Annotated in this window: 17 protein-coding genes; all 17 read right to left on the reverse strand. The window is 46.1% G+C overall.

Annotation, left to right across the window (positions count from 1 at the left end; all coding sequences use genetic code 11):
* Window positions 1–96 precede the first annotated feature (96 nt).
* A complete protein-coding gene (locus G496_RS20505; protein ID WP_051294904.1) occupies window positions 97–6,588 on the reverse strand; it encodes a PLxRFG domain-containing protein in 6,492 nt (2,163 codons plus the stop codon).
* 54 nt (window positions 6,589–6,642) lie between these two features.
* A complete protein-coding gene (locus tag G496_RS0107600) occupies window positions 6,643–8,442 on the reverse strand; it encodes a hypothetical protein (protein WP_027178764.1) in 1,800 nt (599 codons plus the stop codon).
* Between the two features lie 14 nt (window positions 8,443–8,456).
* Window positions 8,457–8,972: a hypothetical protein gene (locus tag G496_RS21335; protein WP_027178765.1), complete on the reverse strand. Its 516-nt coding sequence runs from the start codon at window positions 8,970–8,972 to the stop codon at window positions 8,457–8,459.
* Window positions 8,973–8,981: 9 nt separating this feature from the next.
* Window positions 8,982–9,665 (reverse strand): hypothetical protein, encoded by a 684-nt coding sequence (locus G496_RS0107610; RefSeq protein ID WP_027178766.1) that lies wholly within the window; start codon window positions 9,663–9,665, stop codon window positions 8,982–8,984.
* Between the two features lie 9 nt (window positions 9,666–9,674).
* Window positions 9,675–10,217, reverse strand: coding sequence for a hypothetical protein (locus G496_RS0107615; protein WP_027178767.1), 543 nt, complete (start codon window positions 10,215–10,217; stop codon window positions 9,675–9,677).
* 5 nt (window positions 10,218–10,222) lie between these two features.
* Window positions 10,223–12,661, reverse strand: a complete 2,439-nt coding sequence (locus G496_RS0107620) for a phage tail tip fiber protein (RefSeq protein ID WP_027178768.1) — start codon at window positions 12,659–12,661, stop codon at window positions 10,223–10,225.
* Window positions 12,651–14,306: a hypothetical protein gene (locus tag G496_RS0107625; protein ID WP_027178769.1), complete on the reverse strand. Its 1,656-nt coding sequence runs from the start codon at window positions 14,304–14,306 to the stop codon at window positions 12,651–12,653. The genes G496_RS0107620 and G496_RS0107625 overlap by 11 nt, the downstream gene beginning before the upstream one ends.
* Complete coding sequence (locus G496_RS0107630; protein ID WP_027178770.1) at window positions 14,303–14,593, reverse strand: hypothetical protein; 291 nt, start codon at window positions 14,591–14,593, stop codon at window positions 14,303–14,305. Before G496_RS0107630 ends, G496_RS0107625 begins: the two co-directional genes overlap by 4 nt.
* A gap of 3 nt (window positions 14,594–14,596) precedes the next feature.
* On the reverse strand, window positions 14,597–16,639 hold the full coding sequence (locus tag G496_RS20515; RefSeq protein ID WP_051294905.1) for a phage head spike fiber domain-containing protein: 2,043 nt from the start codon (window positions 16,637–16,639) through the stop codon (window positions 14,597–14,599).
* Window positions 16,639–17,214: a hypothetical protein gene (locus G496_RS0107640; RefSeq protein ID WP_027178771.1), complete on the reverse strand. Its 576-nt coding sequence runs from the start codon at window positions 17,212–17,214 to the stop codon at window positions 16,639–16,641. The genes G496_RS20515 and G496_RS0107640 overlap by 1 nt, the downstream gene beginning before the upstream one ends.
* Before the next feature lie 3 nt (window positions 17,215–17,217).
* Window positions 17,218–17,910: a phage adaptor protein gene (locus G496_RS0107645; RefSeq protein ID WP_027178772.1), complete on the reverse strand. Its 693-nt coding sequence runs from the start codon at window positions 17,908–17,910 to the stop codon at window positions 17,218–17,220.
* 7 nt (window positions 17,911–17,917) lie between these two features.
* Window positions 17,918–18,298: a hypothetical protein gene (locus tag G496_RS0107650; RefSeq protein ID WP_027178773.1), complete on the reverse strand. Its 381-nt coding sequence runs from the start codon at window positions 18,296–18,298 to the stop codon at window positions 17,918–17,920.
* A gap of 43 nt (window positions 18,299–18,341) precedes the next feature.
* On the reverse strand, window positions 18,342–19,427 hold the full coding sequence (locus tag G496_RS0107655; protein WP_027178774.1) for a N4-gp56 family major capsid protein: 1,086 nt from the start codon (window positions 19,425–19,427) through the stop codon (window positions 18,342–18,344).
* Between the two features lie 6 nt (window positions 19,428–19,433).
* On the reverse strand, window positions 19,434–20,654 hold the full coding sequence (locus G496_RS0107660) for a hypothetical protein (RefSeq protein WP_027178775.1): 1,221 nt from the start codon (window positions 20,652–20,654) through the stop codon (window positions 19,434–19,436).
* A gap of 102 nt (window positions 20,655–20,756) precedes the next feature.
* The gene (locus G496_RS0107665) at window positions 20,757–20,975 is read right to left on the reverse strand and encodes a hypothetical protein (protein WP_027178776.1); all 219 of its coding nucleotides are present in this window, start codon (window positions 20,973–20,975) and stop codon (window positions 20,757–20,759) included.
* A gap of 11 nt (window positions 20,976–20,986) precedes the next feature.
* Window positions 20,987–23,059 (reverse strand): portal protein, encoded by a 2,073-nt coding sequence (locus G496_RS0107670; RefSeq protein ID WP_027178777.1) that lies wholly within the window; start codon window positions 23,057–23,059, stop codon window positions 20,987–20,989.
* Complete coding sequence (locus G496_RS0107675; protein WP_211233837.1) at window positions 23,032–24,300, reverse strand: terminase large subunit domain-containing protein; 1,269 nt, start codon at window positions 24,298–24,300, stop codon at window positions 23,032–23,034. Before G496_RS0107675 ends, G496_RS0107670 begins: the two co-directional genes overlap by 28 nt.
* Between the last annotated feature and the right edge of the window lie 56 nt (window positions 24,301–24,356).

The following is a 24,356-nucleotide window of genomic DNA, read 5'->3' on the forward strand; positions in this document are numbered from 1 at the left end:
CCCCGGCTCAGTCGTCGGGGGATGTTTGAAACCACAAATCTTATACAAAAGTATTGACTATAACTTTAGGCAATATTTGCTTTCATTTGTCAATTTTTACCACGCTTCTCGCTGTTCTAAATACCTGTATGCTTGACGCTTACCAATTCCTGAATTTTTCATTCTGGACATTACTCCACGCTTAATGTCTTCAGGCATAATTAACAGCCATGGTTTTCTGTTCTGAATTGCAGCCTGATTCCATTTATTAATTTCAGCATAAATAGAATAAACTGAATCCGTTTTATTTTCTCTTACAGCCCTAGCAAGCCTGCTAGAAAAGCTTGCTAGTCTCGAAGACCTCATATTGGAAGAAATTCTTCTAGCTCTATACTGATCCCAATTTTTTGTATTCGCAATCGGCTGAAACCCCATACCTTTGGTAATCGCTTCAACGAATGAAAGTTTTCTAGGACCATATTTCCCAGGTTCATTAATTGGCTTACCGGAAACTGAAGTTTGCCCTTCTGTGAATAGTCTATATGCAGCCATTACATTCTTTAGGACCGTTGGAGCAACGGCTTCTATGGCTCGCATTTTATCTCCAGCGTCGACAGCCTGTGAGGCCTTAGACTGCTTCTCTACAATCAAGTCGTAAGGTATTCCTAGTATTTCTCCTAAGTTCTCTCTCACGATTGATGAAGGAGTTTGTCCCGGCTGTATTTCTTTTGCTAACGGGACTTCCATACTTAACGATCCTCCGAGGTTAACACCTGCAACGGATGGAACTCCGTAACAAACTATATCTCTCATGGTATCGTTTTCAGGAAGAGATTTACGTATTTCCTCTGTCCAGTCATCATCATTTCCAGTGAGAGATTGGAAAACAGCCATCAGTGAATAATAGAACGGTAATGCGGTTACTCCACCAAGCACGGCAGTTGAAGCAAGGCTTTTGGTGAATGCCTTCGCTCCTGCCTTACCTTGTGACTTCAACATCCAACTCCAAAGTCTAATTAAATTGTGGCTGAATGTACGGAATGTATAACTCGTAGACAGAAAAACCCTGCCAAAGGATGAATCCCGCATGGCCTGAGGCATATTTGCTTTACCATAAACGAAGTGAGCATCACGAACTACTATCTCAGCAAATTTTTTAGCCATCTCATACGAAGCTTTTTCTCCACGTTTTAGTCCTAAAGATTTCAATGTTGAGGCTCTGGTTATCTGCCCATTTCTTGCAGCCCTATATGCTGCTAATGCCAACATAGCGCGGTTAAACCGTTCAGCTACAGCCATCGGCACGCCAAGCCACTTAAGAGCCTGGTTCCAATACCTTGAACCGGACATGCCTGAAACCTGCCCTTTTATTTCATCAAGGAAAGCCTCAGTGATGACTCCTTCTTTATACATATCATTCATCAAACGTTGTTCGTCTGACTTCAAATTTTTATCCTTTGTTAAGCCTGCCACTAAGCTATCACCTGCGGCTTTCAAAACTTTAACCCCACTAGCACCGGTTTCCATACCCAGTCTTGGAGCCCCGGTGATGATATTCTGGGTAAGGTTAAGCGCGGCAGTTTTTACATTTCCCCCAAGGTACCAGGCAAAGGCTAAAGCTTTAAAATTCCCTACGGCTCTATCAATTGAATCTGAATTGCGCAGCATATTACGCACGTAGGTCAAAGCGTATTTATATAATTTAGGATTTTTTCTAGCGTCAATCTCACCCACAGCTTTTGTAAAATCCCTTGACGCTTCCATCTTGGTCAGCCAACCGGTTAGCCCGGCCTTATAGTCGTAAAGCACTTTACGAATATCAGCTTTTTCATGTCCGGGAATACCTTGCCGTCCAATAGCATGGCTGCCCCATCCCCTAGTTTTCAGAACGTCAGAGACGGCTTGAGATAATTGAGTCCTAATTTCTCCTGCCCTCTCAGGATCGGCAATTGAAGAAGCAGCACTGGTTACGATTTGCTCAAGGGCATTGGTATCAATCGGAACGCCATAGACTTCATCAGGAAGTTTTTTATTCTTTCCCTTATCCCAATTAAGTGCGTCAGGATATTTTTTCTTTAAAGCCCTGAGCTTTGCATCTCCGATTTTATTTGCTTGCAGTGTTGTCTTTGCATCATAATGTTCACGATATATACATTCCCTTTTACCATCCTTGCCTTTGCCATATACGGCAACATAATAGTTTCCATAACGGTGATGTGGGAAATAGTTCTGGACGTGATTAATCTGTTTGCGGAATTCATCAATTGTGTTGTCATCAATTTCTGACATTTGACGCATTGCGTCATAGGCTCTCAGAAAATCGTTATCCAAAGATTTTCTGATATCAAGGAAAGCCTTTCTAGCTTTTCCAGAAACAGGTTTCTTTTTCAGCCATTTATTAAGTTCTTCATAATGTTCAGGATTAGATTTTAATATTACCCGGCCATTTTCTCTAACAGGTCGACCCTTATCATCTTTTACCTCAAGGAATTTTGAAGCTTTTACTTCCTTAAGATTTTTCCCATCAAGAGCCCAAATCAGTTGTGAAACTTCCTTCAATTCTGAATCAGATATACCAGAAAAAAAGTCTTTAACTTCTTTCAAGCTATCGCTGAACATGGAAGATCTTTCATCCATCCTTGCTAATTGCCGTTCATATATTTTTTTAAATTCAGGAAAACTTTTTGATATCCAATGAGGTAAATCTCCCACTTCCTGCAGCAATCCCAAGTCCTTAATGTTAATAAAATTACGAACTTTGGGATCATTTAATGAATCTATCATTTCTTTGGACGAGGCTTTCCGAAGTGACAATCTTACATCCTCTTTAGAGGACTCCGGCTTGACAGAATCCTTAGCATCTTTTTTGGAAAAGGCTACAGCCGGTTCAGTCTCAAAATGTTCTGAGGATTTCTGTCCGTGTATTGTATGTGAGACAATATCAGAGACAATCTTTTCAATATCTGCATAGCTAAGGTCAGCAGACTTACTGAAGCGCAATTGTTTAAAGAATTTCTTAAACATATCAATCAGCTTACGCCAGATAGTTTTATCTCTGCCCTGTAACGACTCACCTGCCCCGACCTTCTCAGCAATACGGGCAAGATACTCTTCAGATGCAATATGCCGATCACCCTCCTTCGACATATCTAATCCATACATATTAACAATATCTTTATAACCTAAAGAATGGGCTGCACTTAAATGAACATGATTTAATAATCTCTTCATTTCCTTTGGAGAAAAGAAATTTCTGATACCATGGTGCAAACCTTGTTCGTGCATCCATAATTCAACAGCGCGCTTAGGTGAGCTAATATTGTCAGCAACAAAATATGTAATGCCTCCAGAATAGGCGGCTTCAATATCTCCATTTCCCTGTGATTTATACGCTTCCTGGATGTGTTCAGGCAGATCCTCAACAGACTGAACAACAACTGTCTTTCCAGAATTTATTGCTTTTTTTTCCAGTTCAGCAATCGCAGGCTCTATTTGTGCTAACGGCATGCCATTGTTTTTTTTATTGGAAAATGAAAATTCAGTTTTTAAATTAGCTGAGTCCTCTACTGAGGAGCCTTGGTGACGTCTGTAGCTGTTTTTATCTTCCTCTCTGCTTCTTTCTTCTGCCGCTCCGCTTCGCTTGCTTTCCTCAACCTTATCATCTCCTGAGCCCCTTCCTCTGCTGTTGCGTTCTCCCAGAACTGGGACAGCTTCTGCATCTCTTTTAGTTTTTTCTGACTCATCAAGTATTTCCTCTTTTTTGGAAGACTCTAATGATGACTGAATATCTTTTCCACTAGAATCTAACGTCTTTTCATTATCCCGAACTTTTAAATCTGGCTCTTTAATTCCAACCACATCTTTAGCAACTCTTAACGCATTGGCATTACGCATCCTCTGCCATGCTTTCACTTTAGGAGCCCAACGGAAACCAGATTTTTTCAAATTAGTTCGCATCTCCTGAGATGGTTTTCCATCAAAAAAGATTTGGACTCTATTTTCTTCAACGCTATCAACAATCTTACCACCTTCAAAGGTAGATTCACTACCGGGTATTGCATCTTGTCTTTGCAGATAAGCAAGTCTCTGCTTATTTCTACGTATATTTGCTGAGTTATTTTGAAGAGAAAATGGAGCAAAACCTACTCTACCGAGATAATCAGGCTTTAAAAGCTCTTTAACAACTTTTTCTTTAAAGCCTTGAGCAACAAGTTTTTCAATTTTTTCACCTTCAGTTAGTTTTTTGCTTCTTAAAACCTTATTAGCTGCTTTCATCATTTCATGATGTTTTTCGAGCTCAGAAATTTTATCTTTCAATTTTACTAAAGCTTCAGGATCATCAGAAGAAATTGCATTATTTTTTTCTGCTGCGGCTGCTTTTTGAGCGTAAGCTTTTGCCTTCTTATCTTCTTCAATTGATTGGTCCATCTTTCTATGAGCACGCTCCAAAGCTCTTCTGTGAGCCTTTTCAGAATGATGTCCTACAAGAATAGGTTGTCCAAATGGGATACCTGATTTTTCTTCACTTAAATCAGAGTCCTCATAGAGTTGATGAGATCTTTCACTCGCCTTAGCAGCTCTGGACTGAAGTCTTTCAATTCTGTTTTCTTTTCGCTCTTCAAAATCAGAACGTCCTCTAGGTTTTAATTCACCACTATCCAATGGGGCACTAGGCTCAAGTCGTGGACTATTAGGAGATTTGGGATCTTCATCCTTAACTTCGCGCAATCCCCATTTACCGGGAGCAAATTCAACAGGCTCATACTGTTTACCCGTCCGTCGACTACGGTTTATGGCTGCGGCTTTAACCCCTTTTGCTTTAAAAGGCTGCCCGGAAGCACTTAGAATTAATTCTGAAGAGGGAGAAGTTTCACCTTGCTGTCTTTGAAATGAAGAAGAGTGTTCAACTCCCGACTGCGGAATGTCCTTTATCTCTTGATTTTTAGATGATGGTTGATCCTGTTCCTTCCAACCCCATTTTTTCCCCTCATTGTCTAACTGTACCGCTTCAACATTGCGACCTTGCTTACTGAAACTCTTAATCCGTGCGTCAATTCCTTTCTTGGAATAAGGCCTGCCATTGGACATAACATTCACTGGAACGGGTAAATTTGTTTTGCGCGGATCATACAGGACAGGTAGGTCTTTCCTATCTGAATCAGGAACTGTCTCGAAGTCAGGAGTATAAACCATATCAAAATTCGGATCTTGCCCATAAGCAGGAATAGGATTGGTATTCCTTGGTGAGTCCATTTCGATTGGAGGATATGTATTTTCAGCTTGCGGAAGCTCCAGAGGGGCCTCTCCTCTAGGGATAGCTTCAAAATTCTCACCATCTCCAGATGGGATAACATCATAAGCTGTTTGTTCTGATGGCTGAGGGATATTATTTTTACCTAGAGGCAACGCATTAGCGGGAATACGTCCGGCTAATTCAGGCTGTAGCTTGCCTTTATTTGGAGTGACTTCAGGACTGTCCATCCCAAAGACATCCTCGGCAGAATCAAAAGGGGCAGCTCCTTCCTCTCTAGCATTATAAATATTTTCATCATACCTTTTGTTTACTTTATCCTCATCATAGTAATCATCAGCCTTAGAAGTCTCTTCGGACTCTTTTGCAGACTGATCATCCTCAAAATCTCCCGCAAGGCTACTTTCAAGGTCGCTAGGATTATCATCATATTCAGACTCAGCGTTAAGATTTTCCCCTCTTAAGAGGTCAACAACTTTATGTCCGGCCTTGGTCCCGCCTCCCATTATATTTGTCATAAGAAAAGTTGATGGAGCCTGAGCTTTAAAAGCTTCAGAAACCGTAGGAGCCTCCTCCCTTAATCCTGTCTCGGCCTCAACTTTACCTTGACCGTAGCCTGTAATGGTTTCTGTGAGCTGTTCTTCTCCCTGAGACAGCCCCCATTGCGCTGCAAGTCTGCTCACTAAACCTTTGGGTAAAAATTTGTTAAGTTTACCAATGACGGTAGCTACACCAACAGCACCGCCTATTGCCTCCGGTAAAGCTTCCCAAAGTCCGTACTCTGAAGCCTTATCTTCCAATTTTTTTCTAGCTTCTACCCACGAGCCTTTAGAAATATTCTTGCCGGTTTTCTGAATATAGTCATTATTAAGAGCGTTAAAGTAGTCTTGGACAAACTGCTCTTTTGTTCCTCTGTAAGCAGTTACCCCTGCAGAACTGGTTCCAGCCACCCATCCAGCTCCCGGACCAGCCACGAAACTTGTCCCTGCTCCAGTGGCCAACCCAACGCCAGAATTCAGCAATGAGTAGGGCAAGCTATTCATTGCTCCGGCAAAGTCTTTAACTTTGAGTCCTAGACCTACTTCTTTATTACTGTTGCCGTATTTTTCTAAATATTCATCCTGAGGTTCTTGCGACCTTTTAAGCCTATCCTCATACTCATCTTCTCCACCTCTCCACACTTCTCCCACAGAGTCTACGATCCCGCCGGGGATACGTTTTAAACCGTCCCATACTGCTCCAGCCGCAGAGACATCATCTTCCTGCAATTTTTGAGTTTCAGGATTATTTCTGACTGTAAATAAATTATCATATAATAAATCAATATCCTGTGGAGACAAAACATCAGCAACAGCCATTAGCGACCTCCCATATATTTCAATGAATCTTCTGTTCCGTAAGGAGTACTGCTATCAAAGGGCACTTAAACCTCCTAAAAAAGGAGCGTGTTTTTTAGCTGTTTGGAGCCCCTTATTTTGCTTTTCCCGTATAGAGGGTAAAGATCCCTGCTCACCGTCTTCGGCGAAGGGACTTTTCCCCTGCTTCATCCTTTGTTTAGCGTAATCTATAGCTTTCTTTGCAATTTCATCCGTTACATCTCCACCGCTAATTAGATGATTTATTTCATCTCTAGTTAGTGTTGGCACAATAGACGGAATTTCGACTTCTCTACCATCAAAATCCACACCTATTGATAGCTCAGTTGCAACCTTCCCATCAGGAGTTTTCAATGGTCCGAAATAGCCAAGTCCTTTCTTCGTTCCATCTACACGATTACCAAAATTATAACTTTTTGTATCAGGACCGCTGACTCTTCCATTTGCAGGGTGGCCCTTTGCCGGTTCCGGCTGTCCGGATCTTTTAATTTCATCAAGAGCCATATCTCTGGCTTGCAAAAATGGAATCCCACTCTGCATTTCATGAAGCACGGCTTTAGTCAGCTTTTCCATGGTAGGGTCAGAAGGCGCATTGCCGGTAATTAGATCCACCTTTAACTTAGGATTTAATGATGAAGCCAACTTGTTATAAACAGTCTGCTGATCCCCAAGTGAAATTTTAATTGGCTTTTTAGCCCCGGCGATTTTCCTTTGCTTCTCATAAAGCTGTTCTTTCGCTCTGGATGTAGCTCCTGCCTGTTTTGCATTTGCCAGGGACTGAAGCTGCCCTTCTCTTGTTATATTTTCCAGTTTCCAACCTCTGGTTTTAGCCGTTTGTTTTAAATCTGTAACTGTTTCCAAAAGTCCTTCATCTGAAAATACCAGATAGTTTGGTTTAGACTCAGGATCATTCAAGGGGCTTTGAGGAACAAGAGTCAGCCTTTTACCCTTTTCATCTATAAAATGCTTATGGGTTGAGCTGTCTGCTATATTTTTTTCATTTGTTCTTCCGGTGGCTTTTCTGGCAGAAAGCAGAAATCCGGCAAGATTCTTATTCACAGGTACTTTCTGGCCGTTCACATCAAAAGCTGCAACATCGCCGGATAATGTCCGGTTCAGCATAGACGCTGCTTTATCATCACTTAAATAATCACCAGTAGCAGAGAAATCCCCTGTTTTATCTGACCTGAATAACAGTTGAAACCCTTTACCTTCTTCATACTTCCCAAGTTGATATGGGAGCCCAAGTTTTTTTGCCGATTCTCGCGCCCACACCTGCCACTGATCTTTATTCCCTGATGAATAAAAGTTAAGTGCATTCCTAGCCATCGGGGTAAATTCAGCAGCATTCTGTGCTATAAATCTGTTATTGGATTCCTTTGCGGCAACAGCTCCATCTTTAGTCTTTTTGTATTGAGAAAAAGCTTCATTCATCCCCTGAACAGCTGACAAGGACATTCCCGGCCTGATGATGACAGAATCAGTTCCACCAGTCTGGGCCGAATTCCATGTCTGCTGAAAAGCATTTTGGTAATCTTCCATCTCTTTCTTTTGACGCTTTAAAGCTTCTGCTTGGCTGTCATACCCAAGTGACTGCGAATAAAGACCCTTGGCATTTACTCTGTTTATAGGGGCTACATTCTCAGGAATTTCTTGACCATTTTGTAGAGCCTGCAATCCTAATCCTATCTGCCTGCGGTTTTCGTTTTCTTCCTGAAGCCTGCCCAGCTGCTCTGAATACATCTGATTTCTATTCATCTGATTCAGAAGGCCCATGCCTTGGCTGGCATATTTCATCCCATCATCAAAAGTAGGTCTTCCCCATTTATCCGGCATCTAAAAACTCCTGATTATGATAAAAGATAAGCTGCCAGCCCGATAGTTGCTCCAGCCACGGCCCCGATAGGTCCGGCCCATGATCCTGCGGCGGCACCAGCTCCGGCTCCTGCGGCTCCCGCTGCTCCTGCTGTCCCTGCTGCTCCTGCGGCTCCCGCTGCTCCCGCTGCTCCTGCTGCTCCTGCTGTCCCTGCTGCTCCTGCGGCTCCCGCTGCTCCCGCTGCTCCTGCCGCTCCTGCTGTCCCTGCCGCTCCTGCTGCTCCTGCCGCTCCTGCTGCTCCTGCTGCTCCTGCTGCTCCTGCCGCTCCTGCTGCTCCTGCCGCTGCCCCCGGAATCATTCCTCCCATTCCGACTCCAAGGCTCCCGCCGGCTATTCCCAATCCGGCAGCTGCTCCCAAAGCCCCTCCAGCAGTTTTAGGCGGCGCATATTGCTTTTTCTGCATGGCTGCATAGCTTCTGGATGCACCTTCGTAACCCTGCATAGCTTTCTCTGACACATCTTCAGTAGGGAAAAGTCCGAGTCCCGGCATAGCGACCTCCTATGATGTTAGCCCAAGTCCAAAACTTGTAGCCTGTGACAATCTGTTATAATTTTCATCTTCAGCATTTCTGCGTGCGGTCTCTTTACCAAATGCTGTTGCTTTAGCCCTTTGCATATTCATATTGCCCATTGTATTTAACATGCGTGCAGACGAGGGATTGCTGCCCATGCGCCCCATCTGCCGGGCAGTGGAAGCAGCCGCATCCTTGTATTGATGTGCAACAGAAGCAGTGGCCTGCCCCATGCGATCAGCAACGTTCACACCAGTTAAAGATTGATTAAGAAACTTATCTGCTGCCTTAGTTGTCTTAGGTAAAAGCCCCAGTCTGCTATCCAATTGAGCCCCGGCAAGCTCAGTCTGTTTTGGCAAAAGACCTAAACCTGCTTCATTCTGCGCTGCCTGCAACTCGTAAGAACTCCTTTGCGCTTCCGTCTGCTGTGGCAGAAGGCCCAATCCGGCTTTATTTTGAGCTGTCTGTAAATCCAGAGAGCTTTCTTCTGATTCAGTCATTTTAGGAAGCAACTGCATATTCGCCGCTATCTTCTGCTGCTCCAATGGAGCATTATTTTCTTTCCAGAAATCAGTGTAGTAATCAGCAATATCCTGTTGTCTTTCGGCAACTTGGGCCATACGCCTATTATATGCATAATCAATTTTTTGTTCACCGCCGCCTCCGCCCATATCATCCTCCTAGTTTAAAGTTTCACGGGTTACATAAGAAAACAGAGATGGAATAGATCTACCCGTCTTTGCTTCAAAATATCCAAAGGGAAGTTCCCCTGTAACATGCAGAAAAGGGGCTTTCCTTATTCTTCTACAGGCAGCCCTGTTCTTTAACGGCGTATTGCCTATAAGCATGTCGAACAAATATCCTCCGTGGCCGTCTTCAATGTTCAGAATATAATTCAAAGCAAATTTTGCTATTTCCTCAGCCTTATGGCCCCAAAACTTTCTGAAAAAGCAAAAATGAAAATATGCACTTTTCTGCTGAACATGATTAACCCAGCAGAACCCGGCAACTTCAGGGCCTGAGGCAATGACAAAGAGATGTGAGCCATGCTTCATATCTTCCAGAAACAGCCGGGAATCATTCAGACTGCCATCCATGAAAGTAATACGAGTAAGCCCCTCTTCCTCCGCCCTGAGGTACAGATTCTCGACATATGAGTCGGGCATGTTCCGCACGCCGTCACTTTCAAAATAGGCAATAAGTGCCAATTTATTTTCAGGCATAAGGATTATTCTCCTATGGCAATATAGTTTACGGTTCCCTCTGCAAGAGGGTTTGCACCGGTAAGAGTCAATGTGGCTGAATCAAAAATTATTTCTGTTTCAGCCATATCATTTGAGGCCTTTGGTTTTCTGACCGTCATAGAGACACTTATGGAATGGACTTGTATGGAAGCATATGCAGACCCATATTCTTCAGGTTTATGAGCCGAAGCAGAAGCAGAGGCCGATACTTTTGCAGAACTTACAGGCGGTGTAATCTCAACAGTGTCAACAATGTTTTGCCCATCAGAAAGGCCGCCCCTCAAAGAAAATCCAGCACTTGCACTGGCAAGATCGGTCGCTGTTGTTCTTTTTGAATAGGTGAAAGTATAAAAAGCTTTTACACGTTCCCATCCATCCCCGGCTGAAGGATAGGGAACAGGGAATCTGTCATAGTCACTGTCGGAATCAGATCCTGAAGGATAGGAGTTGGCAGAAGCAGAGGCATGTGCTTCTGGATCAGTGTATTCAGTGTACCCGCTGATGGTCCTTTCATCATACTTCAAACCGTCCGCAGTAACAAAAGTTCCCTCGGAATCACTGGCTGTAGCCTTTAAATATATTTTATGAATACCTGAGTTCAGACCTGAAATAAAAGTTATGACTTCTTTAGGACCAAGAGTCTCGCCTATTTCAACCAGCTGTTCTGATTTCTTCTCATTATCTACATAAATTTCAATCAGAACATTTCTTTTGTGATATGTGTTTATTATTTCGGTTGGTTTTTTACTTCGCACATAACATTTTATTGATGCGGCAGTGCAATAGTTCGGAGTGGTATAAGCTGAGGTTCTTGCAAAATCATCATCGGTTGTAACCAGATCGGAAAGCCCCACATTAAAATCTGACGATCCCGCAGCGATAACGAGTCTGGCATTGGCTTTAAATTTATATCTGTTGTTATACCCTTCTATTAAATCAATCTCTGTAACATTGGTATTTAAAGCTTGATTTACGGTTGGTGACGCATGGTCATAGCAAGTGAGATTACGCGGACTAAGCTGTATTTTAGGTGGGGCTAACCAGTATCCGGGGATTTCAACCCACTCACCGTTATTAGCCCATCCGGTTTCCCAGCGCTTGAGCGCCTTGTACATACGGTGGTCATTATCCAGCCAGCGATAAAACTGTATATCCCCGCCAAACAGGACCATGTAATCCATTTCGGCAGCAACGTTACCGTCAACGTCCAAAGCACCGTCCTGTCCTATCATTAAGCGAGTTTTATTGCCGGATGTATCCAGCAACAAGTTCCCGGCTCCGGCAAAAAGCTTTGCACCTTCCTGCATACGCAGCAGACCGTTAAGGCCCAACTGAATCTGAGCGGAAGCAGCTAGGAAAGCTCCGGTAATTATTTCAGCATCCAGAGTTCTTGCTGAAATAGAACCGTCAACAATCATATTGCCGTCAATGCCGACTGTAGGCACTCCGTCAAGCGGAGCAATGACAAACGGAACTTTCGGAGTCTGGCCCGGTGTTATCACCGCAAATTTATCAACAAGAAAGACAGCTTCTGAAGTCGCCCCGTCATTAGCAACACCAAACCCGGCAATATAGCCATTCACATCAGTCTTTATATAATACTCGGCAGCCAACGCCCCATCGGCATCAGCTCTTGCTGTCGCTTCGGTTTGTATAGCAGCGGTGTTGTCGTCAACATTGGCCTGCACTATTTGGACTTGTGCTGCCAACGCACCATCGGCATCAGTACGGGCTGTTTCCTCTGTTTTAACACGCGCATTTACTGATCCAGGCAAAGATTCTGGACCATCAACAAGATCAATTCGGCTATTCAGATCGCCATACAATTGCCCCTCGGTAATGCTGTTCTGCAAAACATGCAGAGACTCTTCACGAGCTGTATCAAGAGAGGCTTCGACCAAATATCCGCCCTGCTTTGGAGCCCATACAGAATATTTGCCAGCCCAGTTGAAAGACCTAATCCAGTAGTAATGAGAGGTGCGAGTATTAAGCCCGGAATGAGTGTATTCAGCAACAGGCTTGGTTACGACTGCGATCCGCTCAGAATCAGACAGAGAATCAGAACCAACTGAACACCAGACCTCAATATGGGACAAGTCCTTGTCAGATGGATTCTCCCATGTGAGCTTATTAGCAAAAATCTGTTGTTCAACCACCAGATTACGCGGGGGATTCGGGGGATTATCAGAGCGTAAAAAACGGGTGAAATCATAATCAGCCTCAGTGCCGACCTTGTTTGAAACCTTCAGGCCCATGCTCTGTAAATCACGAAAAGTAACCACGGAATCCATAAAGGAGTTGCGCCTCTTGCCCTGCATAGTTTCCACCGTTTCTTTGAGAGCTGTCAGGAAATCACGGGTCTGCTTGTCCACGCCAGCTGGAACAGCAGGCAGGTTGGTGGACTTCTTTCCTTTAGTTGCCATACTGCAACTCCGCTATGCCGGGAGCCATACGCACTTCAAATACTTCGGCAGTGCCTTCAAGCTGAAATTCCCAGTCACGTCCCTTCATGCCCGCAGATAAGCGGAACGGTTCATCATCAGTGATGACGCAAGAATCAACCAGCTCACCATCCAGATAGGTCTTGAACTGCACCGGACTTGCTTCGGACTGTTCGCCCATAATCCGGGCCGCACCCATATTTACCGGACGTGAGGAAAAGAAGTCTTTCGACTTCCATACAAAACTTAAAGTAGAACTTGAACCTTCCCATTTCTCAATGCGGTATGTGGTGTCATAGGTCAGCAAATACAAGGCATCGTCCTCAGTATCCACATGACCGCCGTAGACCTGCTTTCCGGTCAGGGACACATTAACGATATCCTGCATCTCAAAGTCAAAAATGATTCCGGTCCCGGTTCCTTCAAAAAAGGCGATGTACTGACCGTCCTGATAAAACCCAATCAGTTTTTCAGGGTTAAGATCCCGCCACTGTTCTTTAGTGTAGAGAGAGCTGGTAAGCATGGACATACCGTTAGGACCTATCAGCACCAGTCCATCCGGTGAGGCATAGATCACACCTGCAGGAGAGTTGACCACGGAACGTTTAGATACGCAGGCCTCGTTGTAGGAAAGCTTATCGATAGACAAAGACTCAGGGTCAACACCGTTTATCAGGTGGGCATGACCTTTGGTCAGCACCACCACAGTCTGATCAAAATAGCCCAGAGCAACCACATCATGCGGAACGTTCAAAGCAAGATTCCACGGGAAAGCGTAAGCAACAAATGACTCGGAAACGTAAATATCCTTGCCACGGAAGCAGAAGAACATGCCGTTCCCGGTATGAATCAGCCCGGAAACATCATCCTTGGGACGGTTCCAATTCTCGGTAGGCAGCACTTCTCCGGAAAGATCGGAGTCGGCCACGTTGTCAGTGAAGGTATCAGCACTTGAAGGCATGTCTGCTGTCTCGTTTGAATATGGCACAAGCTGAGATTCAGCAGAGTCATCACCTGCATTCAGTCTGTAGATGCGAAATGACTTAACCGTTACCCCGTCCAATGTAGGCAAACGGAAATTAGTCAGTACACATTCCTGAGCTGTTTTGACGTCAATTGAGCCTGTGGGGTCAGAAGGTTCTGATTCCTCATCCCAGTCTGTCACATAAGTATAAACGTATGATGTAGACCGCTCGATCTCGGCATCTTCATCAACAGAAGCCGGAGCAAGCTGCACTGTAAGCGGCTGATCAGGTTTTGGTAAACCAAGCCGTCTGGTTTTAGTCGGATATGTGGAAACAGAACCGGAAGTCGCCATCGCAGCGTCAGTCTGCTTAGGATAAGCGTCGCCAGTAAAATGAATACGGCTGTTACTGTCCGTTGCCGCAGCTTCGCAAATGTCCACCACATGGGGCCAGTAAAGCCAATCACCGGAACGGAGCTTGTAGATACTACGCAGATTCCCGGCCTTAGGGATTGGATTCGGAGCCTGCCCCTGCAAGTCCATGAGCGGAGAGAGTATCCCACGCTTCAGATTGCAGTTCATGGCAGTCTGAGAGTTTGTGCTGTCTAAAAGCTTTGGAGAAATTCGAGGTTGAGTTCCACGGAAGAGGGGAACGATAATCATAGCCAAACCCTCGCGGGAGTTTCAGGGGATGGAATTTCAAACGGCTTCAAAGCTTCGGGCAACTCCCCCTCACTGCGCACATTTACGTGCCAGCCTTCGGAAAAAACTGCTTCGGTAATGACATTTCCGTCCTCGTCAATCTCTGCCGGGGTATGGACAATCATGCCCACGACATCGACTGAGCAGCCGGGGTAGGTAATGCCTTCGCTTTCGTCAGTTGGAAGCTGATAGACGGTCAGCATTTCCGCTTCATCGGTAAATTTAAGATAATGGTCTGTGTAGTTCATGGCTTACCTCGTAAGAGCTTGAAGTTGTTCGTTTGAGAGTCGGCGAGGGAAATATAACACTCGTCTAATGTTGCTATTTATATATTGGTATCCTGTATTTCGGCTGCCTACGGTTAAAGACGACATAACGGGAATTGATGCAGATAGGTCTTCCGCTTTCAACTGCCCGTCTCGCACAAGAGCAACATCGTTTTGGCTAAATCCAAAAGAAATCTTCACTGTCTCCGAAGTCTGTAAGCCTGCGGAGAGGTTTACCTCGTAAGCTCCAGACTTATATATAGAACCACGTAAGCCCCCATCCCCCCACGTTCTCAACTCAATTAAATCACCCCCTAAAGAGAAAGATACAATTCTACCATTGGGAGGTACGTCAGCTATAAACTCAACAAAAATAGTCCCTTCATTCTGATTGTAAGGGAAGTCAGCAGTGGCAATACTCAGAGTATAATCCCCCCGTGTAGCTGCTGCGGTTGTGGTGGGAATGTATGATGTGGGGAAAGATCCTTGTTCGAATTGTGCGCCCCAAAGATAGATCCCAGATACGCCGTCCCCTTTATACGTGTTTGTCTCTCCGTTGTTCAGATCGTATCTATGTATAAAACCAGCCGATGCGGTAGCTTGAGATGTAACCCAGCAACGGAACCAACCATTTCCATCTGATTTTATGTTAGCACTGGTATTCGTTCCCGCTACTTCCACGGTTGCTGTTACGTTAACCAAATCAAAAACAGCTTTTACGTTTGTTCCGAATCCAGAGGACGACATGATGATGATCAAGTGGTCACGCTCTCCCGCTTTTGCAAACAACGAAGAGGTATAGTAATTTCCACTAACGGCAGTTGCGTCCTGCCTGCAATAATGGACGCTTGTATTTGTGTTTTCTACTAACTTGACACCGGATGATGACCCATCTGGAGCAACCACGGCGTCAGTTAAAATTGATGCATCGACTTTAGACCACGCGGCATTGTCAAATTGCTCCGAATAAGTAAGCAAATTCGTCCGCTGTTCCTCAATCAAAAAGCCCTTGTACTCTCCCGTTTCAGGGCCATAATCATGGCGCAAAACATCGTTGGCAACTGTCTCAATCTGACCAACGGCATTAACCTGTGTTGCGCTTGACGCACGAGCAAAAGTGAATCCATCAGGAACTCCGTTTGTATTGTCCTTTGCATCCCACGCCTTTACCTCCAAGGACGGTGGGCACGGAAAACCGAGAATGGTCTGGTATGCAGTTCCACCAATCTCACGGGCCTGTTTGGATTTAAGCAGGTCCAAATCATTTTGGTAAACGGCTTGAACAGCGGCTACGCTAGTTGTCTCCTGACTCTGAACAGCTCCAACGGCCGCAACCTTCTCCGTATCAATCAACCCCGGGATTGAAGCCACTGAGGCATCAACAGAGTTCTTCGCACTGACGGCTCCGTCCCGCGCAGCTTCAGCCCCACCTTTTGCGACCACCGCCCCGTCCCGCGCACTCTCAGCCGCAATCTTGGCAGTTTGAGCCTGCCCAGCCGAAGTACTGGCAGAAATAGACGAACCTAAAGCCTCGCTCTTGCTCTGCTGAGCATCAGCGGCAAACGAGGAAGCGTTATTCTCGGAAGCCAACGCATTAGCCTCCGACTGTGCGGCAGCAGTCTTTGATGATTCAGCATCCACCATAGACTCCAAGGTCTTATCTCTGGCTTCAAACACAGGCTTGCTGAATGTCTCCCCCACATATTCACGCGGATATGGCGGCACATTGGCAATCTCGAACAGATTGCAATCCAGATTTGGGATCACCGCAGAAAATTTGATTGATTTGCCCGTAGACGGGTTCATAATTTTAAAAGCGTACTCGCTTCCTTCGCTTCCAAGTTGGTTAGGGAACAGAGCTAATACAGCAACACCAGTGGAGTCAGAGACAGCATTGGTAGTAAGTGGGACCACAAACCCGTTGTATTTCTCGGCTGTACTGAGCTTGGCAGAAACCCTTGCGCCTTCAACCGGATTACCCTCGGAGTCATTGACGGTACAAGTTACGTTTACGGTAGGCACACTCATTAGAAAAAGCTCCTTGATTTGACACGCAGCGGCTTGTTCGTTCCTTCACGCAACCGGTCAACTATTGCATCGGCAATGCCGTCATTGAACAGATTCATTTTAATCTGCGCTCCTGAAAGATCTTCCCATTCTCTGCCTATCATGGCTTTAAGAGAGGCAATGGCTCCGTAAGCAATGATCTCTCCCCAATCTTCCATAAGACCTTCCGGCATACCGTCAGAGGATAGCGTTGGTTTAAGCACGGCCTTTACTTCAAACTGAGAATTAATTGTCGGAGTATTGATCAGCTTAACCATGTCAGGGGTCGCACTATAATCGTATTGCGGATCAAGAACACCGTTCTCGCCCTTCAATTCAGTGACCATGCAGGCCCGTGAACCACGAGGCGCATCAAGGTCAGCAGTGTCCATACCGGCAGGGAAAAAGAGCGGGTCAAGCTGCTCTACCCAAATAGCAGTCTCTCTACAAAAACGAATAGCTGCCCTGCGTATTTCATTAATTATGGTACCCTTGGGACAGGTAGCAACTTCGGGCTGCACGTAGCCCACAAGGGTTTTCCACGGAGAATTTGCCATACGCTACTCCACCACTTGAATTTGTTTCGGGTAGTAAAGATCGGCCTTCAGCTTGACGCCAAGAGCCTGATAAAATGCGGAAAGATGGAACTGCGCTGTACCCATGTTTACTTCAGAACTATCCCCAGACAGCAGCTCATAAAGCATCCAATGGACAATAGGACCGGAAAAGGTTGAGGAGATAGGCAGGTCATCATCAGGACCGGAAATAGGATCAGGTTCGGCAGAATAGGTCATGTCCACATACACGGAAGCCCCGACAGCAATACCGGGTTGAACCCAGAATATTTCCGGATTTGACTTAGCGTCATAGGCATAATTGTCTACATCATCACTGGTAGTTCCCCACCCTCCGACCTGCATAGCCTCTTTAGTTGCAATCAATATGGGCTCACCCGGCGTAGTGCCATCGGAGCCCATATTCTGAATTACTTCAATAAGCCGCAAAGCATTCTTACTCGCTCCGCTCCCGTTGGTCGGAGTTGGCAATACCTGCTTAACCCCGTCCTGCAACTTTATAGCTTCAGTCACCGCAGTGGCGTCAGGTCGCTGCAAAGCAATGTTACGAATTGCCGAGTTGCAGACGTCAGTCAGGGACAACTTGTCAGCAGTGATTTCCCACGGCCAACGACGCACGTTGACCTTCATGTCCTGCAATTTAGCGGAGACTAGGAGGAAGACTTCTTTGGCTTTCATTGTTCACCTACTCGCTTTCGCCGTTCAGGTGGTCGATGATTGCGGTCTTTTTCTCGTCAACCTTTGCGTCATCCTTGAACTTGTCCATGCCCAGTTCTTCGGCAATAGCGTCAAGTTCAGCATGACGGGTGGTTGCGTTGACCTCGGCAATCAATTCGGCAACGGACGGACCTTCTGCGGGCTCGCTTTCGCCGTTCAGGTGGTCGATGTCCTCACCTTCACGGAACATGAGCGGGTTTTCTTCCAGCAAAATTTTTGCGTCATCCGGTTCCACATAGAGAGCAAAGCTGTTCTCTTCAGTGAAAGAATATTCCTTGGACAGATACCCCACGGAAAGATGCAGAGGTTCCTTGGTCTTTTCACCCTTTTTATAGATCAGTACGGGCATAGTTCCTCCTAAAAAGCCGGGAGCCCGCAGGCCCCCGGGTCAATTATGCATTGGGGTCGGAGCAGGCGGTATCGACTGCGATTACGCCGAAGTCTTTGCTGTTGTAGCGGGACTTTTTAACGCCGTAGATGCAGCCTGCGGTTACAGCCAGCTTGTTGCCACGGTCATCGGTTTCTTCGTTCCAGGAATAACGATTCTTCTTGGTGGAACCACCGAAAGCGATCATTCCGGCCTGAGCACCGAGGAACAGGGCACGAGCAGCACTGACGTCGCCGCCAGCACCATAATCGCTGAAGCGGATCACGTTACGGTGCTTGTGCATGATGACATCGGAGTATTCGCCGAGAGCATTCTTGTAGATGTTGTTCTTGGGACCGCGCAGTCCTACAGCCTTCTGGATTTCAAGCCAGTCATTTTCGGAAGTAGAAGTGCGCAGGGCGTATGCCTGATAGGTGTGCATGAGCAGCACGAATTTCTTTTCACCATCAACGAGGAAAGGCAGCATCATGGGGTTGGAGGTTTCAGCTTTGGCAACAAGCTTTTCAACCAGGCCAAGGGCCATCAGGTCAGCAGCATCAATATTTGCCTTACCAGTGGCGTCACCACCGTAAATGATGTGCCCCGCGTCAGGAACCTGAAGTGCATTGTCCGCACGACCAGTAAAGGAAGTCGGGACATGGAAGTCAGCATTGATTCCACGGGCACCGGCCAGATACATCATGATCTGCTCGTCACTATCCTCAGCAAACCATATGGACAGAGCATCGCGGCTTTCTTTACGGAGGTTATAAGGCACGCGCTGTTCGGTCATTTTACCGGCTACGCGGGTTCCCTTACGACGCTGATCAATGGTCAGCTTGTCGTTGAAGAAGGTCAGAGCTTCTTCAGCGGCAGTTCCTTCAATGGTGTTGTCACCTTCAACACCGTCACCGGAAAGCTTCATGCGCAGGCCGACAGTGATTTTGTCGCCTTTGCCCTTTTCCAATTCCTTTTTAACTTTGATCAGGGAGTCGTCACCTTCACCCATGAACTTGTTGAAGTACTGCTTCTTGGCAGCTTCAACAGCGAGGGAGTTAGACCATCGCTGGACAGCTAACGGATCATTGAGTCCAAATTCGGTATCAGCCATAATATTTTATTCTCCTTTGAGATATTTTTCGTATTCTGCATCTGACAGTTTTGCCACTTCGGCTTCAGACAGAGTGCGAGTCCCACCAGGCTGTTCAGCGGAACCGGGAGCATCGCCCAGTCCGCGGAACTCGCTGCCCTGCGGACCGCCTCTGAACTTGTCTGTCAGTTGCTTAGTCACTTTTGCAGTAATAGCCTCCTCAAGTTCTGCCTCAACGGAAGCCCTCATAGCTTCAACATCTGTAGCTTTATGGGAGTCAAATGCATCTTTAATAAAGCTGGTGATATCGACAGCCCTTCGTCCAAGTGGAACGGCTTTACCGGTATCGGGGTCAATCAGCATAGTTCCGGGATTCGTTAACAGATGAATAGTCTTAGTAGGCAACCCTCGATCTTCAGCAAAAGCAACAGCCTCCAATGCCGTTTCGCCTGCAGCTGATTTTTCAGGGAACATATTATTCATTTCAGCTACGCAAGCGTCTAGGTATTGACGCTGATAATAGACTTCCTCGGACTGCTGAGTTTGCTCAATCTTTCTCTCAAGGGTCACGCCACGGGCGTAATCTGCGGCAAAAGTCGGTCCGTAATCTTCAAGTCTACTTCGTAGAGCTTTGCCTTCCGGAGAATCTTCGGTAACCATTTCCGCATAAGCAGGAAACGCTTCCATGAACTCGTCCACATCCGGCTGGAGATGTTCAGGAATAGCGACCCGTTGTATTTGCCCTTTTAATGGTTCTACAGGATCAAAGCTCTGCCTCTTAGCAATCTGGGCTTCCAGATCACTCAACCGGGACTGAGCTTCCTGCCGTTTACGGCGTTCTTCTTGAAGAGCTTTGAGCGGTACGGTTCTTTCCCCACCAACGGATTCATCACCTTCACCGTCTTTGGGTTCAGGATCGTCCTCTCCGTCTGCTCCGGAATCGTCTTTATCTGCCTTGTCGTCCTTCTCGGACTCCTGCTTATCTCCTCCCTCATCATCTGACGGACGGGACGGGTCCGGTTCATTCGTCCCTGATTCATCGGGGTTGGGTTCGCTTTCGCCACGAAGTTCGGCGTCGCTGATTTCCTCTTCAGCCCACCACGCATCCTCGGAAGAGCTGACGGATTCCTCAGAAGGGAAATCGCTTACGATTTCGGTATCAGGGGAAACCGATTCAACCGCAGTTGATTCGGTGGCTGACTCGCTTGCTGTACTCATCTGTTGTTCTGTTGCTGCTTGACCTTCCATAGTCTTCTCCTTTTTACGCCTGAGATTAGCGGTTACGGCTGATACGGGTGCCGACCCGAATATTTATTGTCGGTGGTTCCGCTCCACCGTAAGCGACAAACATTAATCCCATCTTATCAAGTCATAGTTCCGAGAAAAATTTTCACGATCTTCGTCAGATTCAGTGCGGTTCCAACATCTAAAATTCCTCCCCGGCGGCAATTCGCGATGACTCCTAAAATGTTTTTCAACCTTAGCGTCAAAAGCTCTTTCTTGAGATGGAGTCATCATCCCCCAGTCTGCCTTTTGCGACTCTGTTTTTATAATTTCATCAACACTCACAGTATGTTCCTTTACACAAAGCGTGATTTGTTAACTTCTTCTGAGACTTCACGAGCGATCTTAAATTCTGTTTGCAAAGCTTCCCGCTCTGCGTCAGATTCTTTCTTCTTTGCAGAGGCCAACTTATCCGCTGTTTCTGCCTTTAACTTTTCATTTTCTAACGCCTTAGATTGATTATCTAGTTTTTTAGCTTCCATTTCTAACTGCAATAGAAGTTCTTCAATCTGGCTTTTACGCTCTCCCTCTTTCTTCTCACTCTCCATTTTGACAGCTATCTGTTCTTTGATCTCTTCAGGTGACATATCCTCCTCTCCAGGCATAATCCCTAAAAGAGGACGTAAACGCATCAGAAGAGCTTCTTTATTTGGTAGATTGGATAGTTCTAAAGCAAAGGACATAAGCTGCGGTATGATTTCTGGAGGAGACTGCTTTACCCACTCTATAATGAGGTTCAAGCTCTGTTCACGAGTCGTATCAGTCTGCGGAGCATCGGAGACAATCACATCATAGCGGCCCTGAGTAATATCGTTTTGAATAACAACTGTTCCCGTTTCAGTCTGTTTTGGTTGGTTAACTTCAACGAATCTTTCTGCATTCGTCATCTTATCTGTTATTCTAAGGATTTTAGGGCCTTTCCATTTGTCTTGAATTTCGGATGAAACAAGAGTTCCGACTCTGAAAAGGCTGCGTCGGTAATTATCAAAAAGTGTAGCAAGGACGGTATTTGATTGACGTTGTTTGTTCTCTAAAGCTCGGCCAGATTGTACAGCTGAATGATAACCCATCGATTCATTATTAACGCCTGTGATCTGCTGAATCTCGCTTTCTGAGGACGCCATTAGCTGGGCTTGTCCCTGCGCTAACATCTGACCTTCTTCCACACGGACCTTCCCTAATCCTCCAGGGTTAAGAAGGACTAAACCATCCATGGAAATCATTTCTTCATGCACCGTCTGAGGATCTTTAGCAGCTCCTTCCTCCATTAACAGCCGCCTCTTCTGAAGTAGAGCCAAAGCAACGGACCTACGCTTGTTCACCTCAATGTTCTGTCCTCTAATCTGGCGAGGGACACCATAAGGACAGCCAAGGCGGTCTACATAACCAAGAAAGGGTATATAAGGGTATTGATCGTGTCCAAAAGGAGTCGGCATATCTTGCAAGATTTCTTTGCCCAGGAATGTCATTGTCCTCATCTTGCGGACCTTGGCCTTTACGACTTCGCTGCAAGCCGACATAAGCTGGAACTGCTCCTGCGCGGACATGGACTTTTTAATTTCAACGCACTGTCCATTGTCAAACAAAGCGAACAAGCAGTCCTCATACATCGGATACCACATCTCCACCGGACGAACTCTCTTGCGATTGGGGTCAACCCAGGAGGCAGAACCAAGCACACGTTTATCCTGTTCAACATCGTCTGCTTCATCTCCGTACCCGCCAAGATAATCACCGTCCTGAGAACACAATCCGGTGTAAGCATGCTTAATTTCCTTTTCCTTCTCCGGAAACATGGCGATCAAAACTTCAAGGTCCACCCATTTCTGATAGAACATGTAGCGGCAGTCTTCGGGGTCCACCCAGGGGCTGGCAAAGGGATCAAACCAAATTTCTTTCCAATCCCTGTAGACAAGACGAACAGGCTCATGACGTGGGTCAGGATCAAGGCCTACCTGAACCCAACCGATACCGGGAATAACAGAATCACGAAAAGCCTGAGACAACTTGAATTGCCCTTGGCACTGATCCAGCACGAAATGAATCCCCTCGGTCATTATCTCTGCCATCTGCCCGTCTTTGCTTGTTCGAGCTTTAGCAATAATATTCTGACGAGTGACTGCCTGAGTCCCGAGGATCAAGTTAATAGCCGGGAAGGTGCGGTTAATAGTGAGAGGATCAATGCCGTAATCAATGGCCATGTCAAGGTCGTCCTTAGTCCATTGATCTCCGTCGTACATTTCGCAATCCCGCCATGACTCTGCTCTCCAGTCACGAGCAGCAAGACGGGCTTCTTCAACGTAGCCGAGAGCTGTGTTGATCTTGAGACGCTTCAGCATATTTACCTGCGCCTCCTGTTCGGTCTCCATCCCCTCCGCTTTTCATCAGACTTTAGAGCAAAAACTTCATCTTTGGTTGCAATGAGATATCGTACTGCGTCCATTATGTGATCATTCTCCTTGACGATCTTGCCGTTCTCATCACGACGGTAGAGGCGGACTTCATTAAAAAATGCGCTAAGAGTAGAAAAAACTTTAAGACGGCCAGTCGTCAAACGTTGCCAGACCTGATGTAGACCAGACTCAACTCCGTTATTTGCGTTTACTAAATTTAGATTCAGCCCCTCAGGATCTGTATATATTTCAAAAAGTGATTCACCATCTTTCTGGCTGCGCCCTCTGGAAGCCGGATCAACTGCTCCTTTCATCCAATCTCCGTTACGCTTGATCACATCGGCATGTACTACGGGCTCTGCATGTGAACGCTTGTGCTCGACATAGAGATAAATAATATCGTTCTCTCGATCCCAAGCTCCCCATATTGCAGCCGTCCAGTTCCATCCCACATCCATCGCGTAACCTCTTGGCCAGTGCTGAGGAATCGCAAACGGTTTGACCTTGTATTCCTCTTCATCAAGTGGATAGACTGCCCCGGCTCCAAGCTGTGGAATACCTTTTGAACGAGCAGCACGTTGAAACGGTGGGATCTCTGCAAGTAGTTCTTTTTTAGCCTTTACCGTCAAATGCGGGACGTCATCCCACGATGCGAATACCACGTACTTTGAATCGCTGAAGAGACACCGGCCATCGTCAGGAAGCTTGCCACCGGGGATGAAAGAGAGGACAACTTCTGACATTCCCTCAAGCGGAGTAAACGTCAGCAACATAAGCCCGTTTGTAGTCATAGTACGGATCAAGCACTCTTGATAAACATCCATGGGAGGTTCTTCATCGAGCCAGATGAAATCCTTTTCTGTGCCCTGAAATGCTTTTCTCTTCTGGTCGAAGGACTTGAATGTCAGACGAGAGATTCCGCCAGAAACGTGACGGACGTAGATAGTCTCAATACAATCAGGTACTGATCCAGCCTTGCGCTTAATCTCAATAATGTCTTCAGCCGGAATAAGCCCGGTTCCCAGTTCATCCAGTTCACCAAGTAATTTAAATTGAACAGTGTCACGAGTCGTCTGACTTGTATCACCTGCGGCCCAACCGGTTGTAGGGTGATCAAAACGACGCCCTTCCCACCAATCTGGATATCTGCCGGTCAGATGCAGAGCTACCTCATAGCCCCCACCGCCTTCAGTCTTGCCGACTCGGTTAGCAGCCATGAAGCAACGCTGGCGATGCGTTGCGCCAGCTTGGAAAAATTCTAAATGTTTACGAT

The sequence above is a fragment of the Maridesulfovibrio bastinii DSM 16055 genome (assembly GCF_000429985.1).
GTDB lineage: Bacteria > Desulfobacterota > Desulfovibrionia > Desulfovibrionales > Desulfovibrionaceae > Maridesulfovibrio > Maridesulfovibrio bastinii.